Here is an 11038-nt window from a genome sequence, read left to right on the forward strand (position 1 = left end):
TCCTTGGTTTGTCATGTCAGAAATACGCATGTATTGATGAAATTTCAGAATGAATTTCAATTAAAAAGGCAGGTTACTTGTTGGAAATGAGTGTCTCACAGATTGGCATGGAGGTCAAGCGCATGGTGCCTGTCCCCTGATTTTATGGTGGTCCTGGATGATACTGTAAACCGCAGCCAGACCGAGCCCTGTCCCCTTGCCCTGGCCTTTGGTGGTGAAAAAGGGGTCGAATATTTTTTCGAGATTTCCTTGCGCGATGCCACACCCGGTATCTCCGATGTTGATTTCCAGGTACTGGCCGGGTTGGATGCCAAAGCCAGTGGCATCGCATGTGGCTTGATCCAGGGTGATGTTTCTTGTATCAAGCCACAACTCCCCCCCCTGTGGGCATGGCGTGGCTGGCATTGATACCGATATTCATCAAGGCATTCTGCAGTTGGGAATCATCGCCAATGATTCTGCTATTTTCTGCGCTGTTTGTAACTGAAATCATAATATTTTTATCAAGAGTCTGTGAAAGGAGAGAGACCGTCTCTTCTATGATGTCATGAAGATCAACAGCCGTTGACGCGAATTTGCTCTTGCGACTGAAAACAAGAAGCTTGCGCGTCAAATTCGCTGCACGCGTCGAGGACTGAATGATAATATCAACGTACTCTTTCGCCTTTTCGCTGAGATCAAGGCTCTCGGAAGCGAGCAGCTCGGAGGCGCCAAGGATACCTCCAAGCATGTTGTTGAAGTCGTGAGCTATTCCTGCTGAGAGCTGGCCGATGGCATCCATTTTATGGGCATGTCTGAGTTGGTCCTCCAGTTTCTTGAGTTCGGTGATATCCTGACTCACGGCGATGAATTGGACAATATCACCTTGTTCATTTTTTACAGGGGTAATGGTGGCGGCTTCGCTGTATAAAGACCCGTCTTTTCGCTGGTTGAGAAATTCTCCCTTCCACACCCGGCCATCGCGAATGGTGCCCCAGAGGTTTTGGGAAAACGCGTCATCATGTTTGCCAGCCTGGATACGTTCAAGGGGTTGCCCCACGGCCTCCTGGGCTTCGTAGCCACTGCTTTCGTTAAAAGCGGGGTTCACCCACAGCACAATACCCTCGGTATCGGTCACAACAATGGCGTTGGCAGCGGCTTTAAGAGCTGTGTCCCAGGTATGAAGTGTTTCTGCATACGCCTGCTCCTTTTGATGGGCATCATACAGAGTCTGCAAGCTGAATTGAACACTGTCGCGGAATCGCGCAAGGAGTTCACGAATATGGGTCGAATAGGTATTGGGCTTGGTGTCCAGGATACAGATGGTGCCGAAAATATCATCCGTTGGCCATGTGATGGGCATCCCGTAGTAAGAGATCATCCCGAGATCAATGTCAGGATTCTCCCACCATAGGGGGTCTCATCGGGCACCAGCAGTTCCTTACGTGTGTCCATCACGGTCTCACAATAAAGACCGGTATTCAATGTGCCCCTTTCCCCTGCTCATAGACCATGCCCTCGTTCTGGCTACAGGTAAAAACCTCTATTTCATGGGGATGAACCCGCATGATCAGTGCGGCCGGCACCCCGGCAATGCGTGACAGCAGGTTTGTGATACTCTGCCAGTTGGCATATATCCCTGCAGGGATTTCAACCTCATTGATGATGGGATACTTGGATTCGGTAAGACCGATGGCTTTCATAGAATCTCCATTCGGGGAATGTCTCCCACGGATACGCACCATTGAACTCTGAAATCACGAATATTTGTGAATAGGGGTGGCCCGTAGTTGTTGGTCGTTGATAGGGAGAAGGGAAAAAGTTTTAAGATTCTAAATGGAGGCGAAGACCAATCGTAAGGGTGTGAAATCGAGGCAGTTTCTCTGTATCCTTTAATATACTGCAGTCGGGGGGGGATGGCAAGAAGCAGGGTCAGTACCGGAAACATAAGGTTATAGTCTCTAAGTAACCGCTCTCTATGCACAAAGAGCTATCGTACTGATTTTTCATGAGAAATGTTAATTCTATTGATGTAAAATTCATTTAATTTTGACACAATTCACTATTTCCACGAATGTTGAAGTGTTGAAGATTTGTTGAAGGTGATTGAAATGCAAGTTGAAGAGTTGAAGGGACAGGCAAAATAAGTTCCTCGCCTGTTACGTGGGCGCTCACTCGTTGATATTCAGATATGCAGGATTAAAATCAGAACCGGTTGACCCTCAACGATCCGTAGGGTGCATTCCAGGCACCAAAACCTGCAGCGTACCCCCCCTGTCTGTCGCCAAAAGTTCCAAGCTCAAAACCAATCCACAGAACTTTTTTACTAACCTTAGCCATCCCTCTGGCAATGTTACCCCAAGAGTAACTCACTAATTTTGTATTGAATTCTAAATACCAGTGACGTATTTTTTCTGTTTAGCTCAAAAAGAAGCCTCCGGCGGCAAGGTGTGCCACTTTGAAAGCAGATTGCGGATACGCTTTGCCCCCATGTCACGGCGTAGCCGCAGGCGAAGACGGCTCGCTTGTCACGCCGGAGGCTTTTGCGTAGGCGGATTCCTCGGGTCAAAGCGCATCCGCCTTTTTAATAAAATGTGGCAAAAGTTTAGCCCTCGGCAGGGCCGCGGAAGGCACAGCTGAATAGCTACTTTTTAATTACAAATAATAAGAGTAGAGGTGAGGCGTCGAGACTACCAATTGGTAAGATAAATTTTTCTACAATTAAGGCTAATTACAACCGGAGTTACCGGGCATACCTGCTTGCTTTTTCAGGTATTCGGTCAAAAGATGAAACGTGTCGACTTGTCCCCCCGTTATCTTTAGAAACCTTATGGCCAATGCGCGGAGAAGGTTGGTAGTGGTGTGTTTCCTTGTATATGCTTTCGCTATCTACCGAGGCCAACTTATTGATTAAACACAAAAAAGGTTAGTTTTTTATGAAAAAAATCGTATATATTTTTACTTTTTTTCTATTTTTTTGCACAAATGTTTTTTGCGCGACATGGACGATCACCACCACAGGGGATTCCGGCAAGGGGTCACTCCGGAACGCTATTGAAAAATGCGCTGACGGGGATGAAATTGACTTTGATTTGAACTTTAAGACCCCTCAAATAATCACCTGTGCTGATTACCCTCTGAAAATTATAAAATCTATGACCATTACTGGCCCCGGCGCAGAGCACCTATCCCTGGACGCAGGGGGCTGGGACAGAGTTCTAAAGATTGAAGGCACAACCAAAGAGTCCACCCTGGTGAAGATTGTAGGGGTACGTATTACCGGGGGGAATACTTACTCATCAGAAAAGCAAGGGTGTGGTATTCGTGTTTCCAAAGCGTCCCTTAAAATGAGCCATTGCGTGATCACAGACACTCGGGCCAGGGACTCAGAGGGGGGGGGCATCCATGTTTCCGATTCAAATCTTGAAATGATCGATTGTGAAATCACGGGCAATAGAACTATCGGCAAAGGCGGCGGCATCAATTCCAAGGACTCAAACCTTGTGATGACAGATTGCAAGATCACGGATAATCAAGCGGATACAGATGGGCCATTGACCGGTGATGGAGCAGGCATTTTTATTGACTCAAGCAACTTGAATTTATTGAGGTGCGAAGTGTCTGGAAACAGCGCCTCAGAACCGTATGGCATAGGCGGTGGTATCCGCGCGGTGAATGAGGGTAGCCTCTTGCCAATAACCCTCGATCAGTGTGTCATAGCTGACAACAGTGTCGGGACAGGGGGTGGAATTGCACTGACGGAGATGGCCATATCCTTAGTCAATTGCACGATCTCCGGTAACACAGCGCTCGATGGCTCCGGAGGAGCCATTTACTGTAATGATAGCTCTGCCGATATGAACCAGTGCACAATCGTCAACAACAACTCGGGGCTTTATTTGGACAACACCGTCGCTCATATGAAAAACAGCATTCTGGCCAACGCGAGTCATGATGCTTTTGACGGGGGGGGCGGTACGTTGACATCCGAAGGGTACAATCTCTGCGATAAGCCGCTGACAAGTTTTGATCAAGAGACGGATCATACCGGCTGCGCCACCTTAAATGTGGGGGACTATGATGGTGTGACACATACCCACCCATTGCTTGCTGGGAGTATCGCCGTCGATTTGATTCCTGAGGGTGACAATGGGTATAACGGTGCTCCCGCAACGGATCAGAGGGGGATAAAAAGGCCTCAGGGCAGAGGGGTGGATGTGGGGGCTTATGAAATGGAGCCCAACCCGCCTTCAGCATCGCCATTTACTGCTGAGCCCATTTACCAGAAGACCGTCTATGCGTTTAAAACAGCAGATTTTGGGTATACGGGTGCCGACTCAGATCCTCTGGACCATGTACGAATTGTGAAGGTTCCAGACGAAGGCACTTTGTGGGTGGACAACGATGGCTCCGGCAGCATCACCGACGGTGAGAGTGCTCTTTCAGACGGCGAAACGGTCTCTTTGGTTGCTTTGGATGGTGGAAAGCTTTTGTACCGGAATGATACGGGGCTCTCTTCGTTCTTTGATTTTGATGTCAATAACGGCATGAAGTACAGCGTGTCAACGTACAAGGCAACCCTCATCGTTATTTCTGAGCCCGCTGTAACGCTGAGCCAGACGCCGGGGCCTGTTCTTTCTGAACATGGCGGAACCGCTAACATCATGGCTTCCCTTTCCCATACGTTTAATAAAGCGGTTACGGTAAACCTGTCGTTGTCAGATACGTCCACGTGCAAGGGTGAAGATTATTCCGTTTCGACCTTATCTCTCGTAATTCCAGCAGGACAGGCATCAGGAGTGGTGTGTGTAACCGGCTTGGATGACTTTTTCGTTGAAGGTGATGAGACCCTGACGTTTGATCTTTCTTCTGTTATCAACGGTGTTACATCAGGCACGAACCAAGCCAGCTTTACGTTGAAAGATGATGATACGGCAGGGATGAGCCTGAGTAAAACTGAAGCTCGGGTTGGCGAGTCCGGCATCTCGGACAGCTTTACCGTGGCCCTGACTTCGGCCCCTTTGTCGAACGTGGTAATCCGTGTTACCAGTGACGACATCCGTTGGGCCTCTGTGAGTCCGGCTTCCCTTACCTTCACCCCCGCCAACTGGGGGGTGCCTCAGACCGTTGTCGTTACCGGCAAGGATGACCGGATCTTAAGTGGCGATAAGATCACTCGTGTCACCATGGCGGTCGTGGACAGCCAGAGCGATAAGCATTTTTGTGAGATCGCAGAGGGGCATGTATCGGTTACCATCGATGATGACGAAGTGGGCTGGACAGGTGGTGCCGGGAACAACCTTTGGTCTGATGCCGGGAACTGGATGCACGGAGTCATGCCCGTTGATGGGGACAACGTGGTGTTAACGGGGGCCGGTGATGACACAATTCTTCTGGATCAGGCCGTGACCCTGAATTATCTATCTCTCCCTGAGTCGTTTGCCGGGACCCTTGTCCAGGGAGATGTTCCACTGACCATCGTCGGTGATTTTCAAATGGCAGGTGGGAAATTTACAGGAAGCCAGTCCACCATTACCATAGGAGGCGACTTTCAACAGGCAGGAGGCCTCTTCGCCTCTACCTCGGGTGAGCTGCATCTTTCCGGCGATTTCAACCGAAGTGGTGGAAGCTTTGCTGCAAAGGGCGGATCTTTAGTGCTTACGGGGACCGATCAGGCAATTTCGGGTTCCACCACTTTTTATCGCCTCATTTGCCTCTCCTCCAGGCGGTATACTCTTCGGTTTGAAGCCGGTTCAACACAAGAGGTTGAAAACCTCTTGCGGCTTGAAGGTTGCGCCGAGAAGGTGTTTTTTGTCGGCAGCACCAACGACAACAATGCGTGGCAGATTCGAGCCTTGGGCACCGTGATCCTGGATAGCCTAACGGTGCGGGATTGCCATTATAAGGGGGCTCCCGCCATCGTCTGCGGTAACAGCTTCGACGACGGCAACAACGAGGGGGTAACATTCGTTTCTCAGGAGCCTCCGTGCGCCATTTTTACTGATCTTCCTGCTGAGCCCGTGAACGCAGAGACACTTTCTTTGTTGGTGGGTGGCATCGGGGTTGTCTCTTATCGTTGTCAAGTAAATGATGGGAAATGGAGCGATGAGGTACCCATAGACAAACGGCTTATGGTTTCTCTACCCGAGGAGCCCTATTGCACTATTAAAATTAAGGGGAAGAGTCGATCAGGGGTTTGGCAACGAGAAGACGAAGCCACCACGGCCATTGTCGGCATTGACCGTATGGCCCCCACAGCCCGGTTGTTGGATGGACCACAAGGTGAGGTCGGGCGAGGCGAGGCCGCCGTCCGTGTGTGTGGCGACGGCGTGGCGGTGTATCAATTCTCCGTTGATGGGGGGCCCTGGAGCGCTATCCGGATGTGTCGTGCCCCCCTCTTCCTTTCGGACTTAACTCCGGGTGAACACACCCTTGACGTAGTGGGTGGTGATGTCGCCGGAAACTGGCAGACCAAATCCAGCGCCACCTCAACCCATTGGGCCGTGAACCCAGCTCTGCCGGCGGCTATTCTTGCCGGGGTGCCTGCATCTTTCACACAAGAAAGCAACGCCACCATCACGGTGATGGGAGCCGGTGCGGGAATGGATGAGTACACGTACGCCTTGGATGATGGTCCGTGGCAATGCCAATTGGCGGATACGCCCATTGAGTTGTTTGATATAGATGATGGGGAACATACCCTATACGTCAATGCGGCAATCGGCGATGTCTGGCAAGGGGGAGGCAGGAATTGTCGGATCGGCGCCACCACCTGGCACTGGACCATTGACCAGGAATCCCCGGTGACGCCAGCCATTACAACGGCAACCGGAGAGCCTGTCTCTTCTGCGATTATCCTTTCGTGGAGTCCCCAGCCTGGTAACGACAGATACCGGGTGTGGTATTCGGACTCCGAGTTCTCTCCGGATACCCTCACGCAGGCAACCGAGCTCAGCGTCGGCCAAGATGCCTTTCAATCACAGGGGACCTTTCACCTGGCTGTGGAGGGGCTTCATGCCGGGACAACCTATTGGTTTGGCATAAAGTCGGTGGACAAGGCCGGTAACACCTCTGCGTTAAGTACGGTAACCTCTCAGACCACCACCGATATCCGTCCCACCATCAGCAACGTAAGGCTGGCTGACGGTGGAGCCGTGGCGGATAACAGCCGTTCTCGCGAACTTATACTGAAGGGAGCCCATTTCCTGGAGCCTGCGGGAACAAATCTTGTCCGCTTCTCAAACGCCAATGCAGCCTTTGACCTGTTTTCCAATGCAGGCACCCCGACCCTCCTTCGTCTCGATGTCCCCATGGGCGTTCCGACTGGAGAGTATACCCTTCGTATTCTGAACAAGTACGGATCTTCGCGTCCCTTAAAGGCATGTTATACGGTAAGCAATGCACCGGAGCCCCTTCCTGAGGTGTCTGAAGTTACCCCGATTTTGGTTATTCCCGGCACAGAGACGGAGATGGCTATTTCTGGCAGCAATTTTGGGCGTTCCGTTTCAGATGTGCTGCTTGTCGCCAAAGATGGGACGTGTACTTCCTTTGAAAAGATCCTGTTGGAAAGTGAGTCTTGTCTTCGGGCGACACTGGCACTTCCTGCGAATTTTTCAGCAGGATACTACAGCATTCGTGTTGTTACCGAGTCCGGTTTGTTTAACGAGGTCAGCGCCATGCAAGTCGAGGTGGAAGAGATTGTGGATATGGCGTCTCAGACCGAAAACATCATGACACTGCATCCGGTCAAGGTGGGATTCCTCCCAATGAGCGTAAAAACGACCCTGACCACAGATTCTCGCCCGGAGTCCCCCGGTGCCTGCGTAATGCACAGCAAGATTGCGGTAGCATTCGAGCCCGGTACCCGCCTTGAAAAGAAGGCAAAAGAAGAATGGCTGGCTTATGACGGTATTGTTCTGCCCCCCAGGCAAATTCCTGTTCCCGAAGAAATCAGGGCGCAACTTGAGAATGGATGCCTGGCATTCAGCCTTGGTTCAAGCCAGTCGCTTCGCCTGATGGATAACAGGCCTCTCTACATGACGATGGATGTCGTTTTGCCTGAAGGAAGCCATACACCGATTGTCTACTATGTTGCACCCGATAACACTATGGTCATAGCTGGCTTGAAAGGTATCAGGAATGGGATCGATATCCAAACAGGAGGGACCATACTCGGCGTACGAGACAACACGCCCGAACCCGGCCTGATGACTTGGACCATTGGTCTGCTCTCCGATCACATGTCAACATATGCCATTGGGACAAAGCGAAGCGAATGCGAGCCCCCTTCTGATTCTGGTTCTCATTTTGGGCCTTGCTTTATATCTGCAGCCAAAGGGCCAGATCGGCATTCAACCCTACCTGCCCTTGCCTGTTTTAGACGCTTGGTGCAGCATTTTCAAAGGGGGGGATCAATCTGGGCGATCGTCAAATAGGTGAAGGCAACCAGGGAACAGACGACATACGTTTGTATATTAAATGTCATATCATAGGATTTTCTTCTCTCATGGTTTCCGCAAAAAAAACGTTGTACTGCCATGGATTCGAACTGAGCGAAAAGTATGATTAGCAATTGATACCAGAATTGGGCGATGCAGGAACAGCCTTTCCAAGGACAAGGACAAGGACAAAATATAAATCGTATGCCCTCACGGCCTCATGCATGGGTGCGGAATTCATTTTAAATGTTTGCAGATTATTGTCTTTATAGCGGCTTTATCTGATACAGCGACAAAAACCGTCAAGCCCCTCTCTCAAGCGTTTCATGGAGTCCATGCCATCAAGCCCTGTGATCTGCCGGGGGGGGGGGCGTTCCCGGCTGCCATAAAGCGAATCCTTAAAGAGTTCATCGGTTCCGATTAAAAGCCTTGGAACCGAGCCCCAGGAACCGGAAACAGATCAAAATCAACCCCAGCCCCCCGTGGGTCGATCCAACGGACACTTGAGGTCGGTTTATTTAACATCCGAGAAGCGCCTGTCCCCTCCTATCTTTTCCTCTCTTGTCCCTTTTTACTAAAGCAATCATATTTCTTCCCGATATTAGTTCTATTCTGTACTTCAATGAAATTATTGAACCATCGATTTCAGGAATAGCCTTATCATTCAAGGGCCCCATTTCATAGCCCGGATATTTCACGAGTCGAGTGCTTCCATATTCAAGGCATCAGAGTTGCAGATGCAGTGGTTTACCTCAAAGCTCTGATAACGCGGCAGATGAGTGCACCCGGCTCGCCCGAAGGGTGAGAAAATCAGACAGAATACCGTGGATTACATTTTGTATTTTTGAAACAGCTGAAAATATTGCTGCAAAGAACTGTCATTACGATTTATTCCTTGGCCCAAATCGTTTTCTCATGAAATATCCGGGTTAACCCGTCAAGGAGTAGAGCAATGCGATACCCTGTTCAAAGAAATGCCTGGTTCACCCTCACCTCATGTTTCCTATTCATCCTCGCAACAATCAGCTGCAGTTTTGCCGACACCACTCCAAGCCTGAAACTCTCCGTCCTATGTGACGACACCGCGGTATCCGAGATGTTTGCCACGGAACATGGCGTTTCGATTTATATCGAGTTGGCCAACGGCCACCACTGGCTCATGGACACCGGCACCACAGATATTTACCTCCAGAACGCCCAGCGCCTGAATATCTCCCTGCAAGACCTCACCGGGATTGCCATCAGCCATGGACACGACGACCACACAGGCGGCCTCACCTTCTACCCCCGTCTTGCCGGAAAACCACCGATCTACGGCCACCCCTACATCTGGCACAAGCAATACAGTGTCAAAGAAAATGCCCCGGTGCGTATCTGTGGCATGCCTTATCTGGCCAGAACGTATTCAAGCCCAGCCTTTAAACCCGTCAACAACACTCAAAAACTCGATGAGGGTCTTTACTTTTTCACAGACATCCCCCGCGAAGCGGGCAACTACCAGCCCATTAAAAGCAAATTTTTCAACGAGGACGGCACCGGCCCCTGCCCCATAATCGACGATGCCACCCTGGTGGTCAAAACGCCTCAGGGTCTCGTGGTCATCAACGGCTGCGGGCATGCCGGCTACATGAACATCCTGAAGGCCATCACCAAAGAGTTCCCCGGAGAGAAAATCCTCTCCGTGGTGGTAGGAGGACTCCACTTGAAGGATGACTCTCCGGAGATTTTAGCCAAAGCCGTGGCTTACACCGATACCGTAAAAGCTGAAGGGTTTACTTTTTACGCAGGCCACTGCATCAGGGACAAAGCCATCTCCTACTTCCGTAAGGCCTACGGAGAAAAAGTCGTTCAACCTTATGGCGCTGGAACCATCATTCAATATTAAATCGGCAACTTAATACACGACTCAGAAGATGAAAGAGATATCCATAGTGCCGGTCAATTGAAAAAAGTCTGCCACCAACCGATAAGCAGTTGTTTTGCAGATAGAAAAGAACAGTATCAAGTCATCTGACCGGCACGAAAAAAAAGGGCGGGACAAAAAAGGGCGGGACAGGCAACATGCGCCTGTTGTGCTTGAAGTGTTGTGCTTGAAGAAAAAAGGGCGGGACAGGCAACATGCGCCTGTTGTGCTTGAAAGAACAGGCCCCCAAAGCCGCTTCACCGTTTTAGCAGCCGCGCCACCGTCCATAGACACAATCCTAGCCCGTGAAATATCCGGACTAACAGAGTGCCAGGGCGTGAGGACAACGCCTTGGAACCGATCCCCGGAGACGGTAACACATTGAAATCGAACCCTGCCCCCCAGGGGTCGATCCAACGGACACTTTTGAGGTCGCTTTATTCATCAGATGTGGGCGCCTGTCCCCTGGTTTTGGGTTTCCCTGGTTTCATAACGATCCGAAATCTTCAAAAGGAAAAAATACGGTATGGGAAAGGTATTTCTTTGTGCAGAATTGTTACTAATAATTTGACACCGGCCCCTGCCCGATATATGCGATATATGTAAGCTAACGTTAGGATATATAGAAGATTTATTGTTACAGATAAAGAATACTCATTTCACTCCTGTTTAAATTTCAAATCATTTTCCCGATCCGGGTGAGTACGGCAAATCAGGG

Annotated in this window: 6 protein-coding genes; 2 read left to right on the forward strand and 4 right to left on the reverse strand. The window is 50.2% G+C overall.

Features of this window, described 5'->3' with window-relative positions; all coding sequences use genetic code 11:
- Positions 1-114: 114 nt before the first annotated feature.
- The 3 genes from Q1Q75_RS21560 to Q1Q75_RS21570 all read right to left on the reverse strand — a co-directional run bounded on the left by Q1Q75_RS21560 (position 115) and on the right by Q1Q75_RS21570 (position 1682).
- Positions 115-372: an ATP-binding protein gene (locus Q1Q75_RS21560; RefSeq protein WP_300675100.1), complete on the reverse strand. Its 258-nt coding sequence runs from the start codon at positions 370-372 to the stop codon at positions 115-117.
- The gene (locus Q1Q75_RS21565) at positions 362-1360 is read right to left on the reverse strand and encodes a PAS domain-containing protein (RefSeq protein ID WP_300675102.1); all 999 of its coding nucleotides are present in this window, start codon (positions 1358-1360) and stop codon (positions 362-364) included. Before Q1Q75_RS21565 ends, Q1Q75_RS21560 begins: the two co-directional genes overlap by 11 nt.
- Before the next feature lie 100 nt (positions 1361-1460).
- Positions 1461-1682: a hypothetical protein gene (locus Q1Q75_RS21570; protein WP_300675104.1), complete on the reverse strand. Its 222-nt coding sequence runs from the start codon at positions 1680-1682 to the stop codon at positions 1461-1463.
- A 2154-nt stretch (positions 1683-3836) separates the two neighbouring features.
- Here Q1Q75_RS21570 and Q1Q75_RS21575 point away from each other — a divergent pair.
- Positions 3837-8414 (forward strand): fibronectin type III domain-containing protein, encoded by a 4578-nt coding sequence (locus tag Q1Q75_RS21575; RefSeq protein ID WP_300675106.1) that lies wholly within the window; start codon positions 3837-3839, stop codon positions 8412-8414.
- A gap of 521 nt (positions 8415-8935) precedes the next feature.
- On the opposite strand, the gene Q1Q75_RS21580 is transcribed toward Q1Q75_RS21575, so the two are convergent.
- Positions 8936-9115 carry a hypothetical protein gene (locus Q1Q75_RS21580; protein WP_300675108.1) on the reverse strand — a complete coding sequence of 60 codons (180 nt, stop codon included), beginning with the start codon at positions 9113-9115 and terminating at the stop codon, positions 8936-8938.
- Between the two features lie 254 nt (positions 9116-9369).
- Between Q1Q75_RS21580 and Q1Q75_RS21585 the strand changes: the two genes are divergently transcribed.
- On the forward strand, positions 9370-10302 hold the full coding sequence (locus Q1Q75_RS21585; RefSeq protein WP_300675110.1) for an MBL fold metallo-hydrolase: 933 nt from the start codon (positions 9370-9372) through the stop codon (positions 10300-10302).
- The last annotated feature ends 736 nt before the right edge of the window (positions 10303-11038 follow it).

It is taken from the genome of Desulfoluna sp., from assembly GCF_030145185.1.
Classification (GTDB): domain Bacteria; phylum Desulfobacterota; class Desulfobacteria; order Desulfobacterales; family Desulfolunaceae; genus Desulfoluna.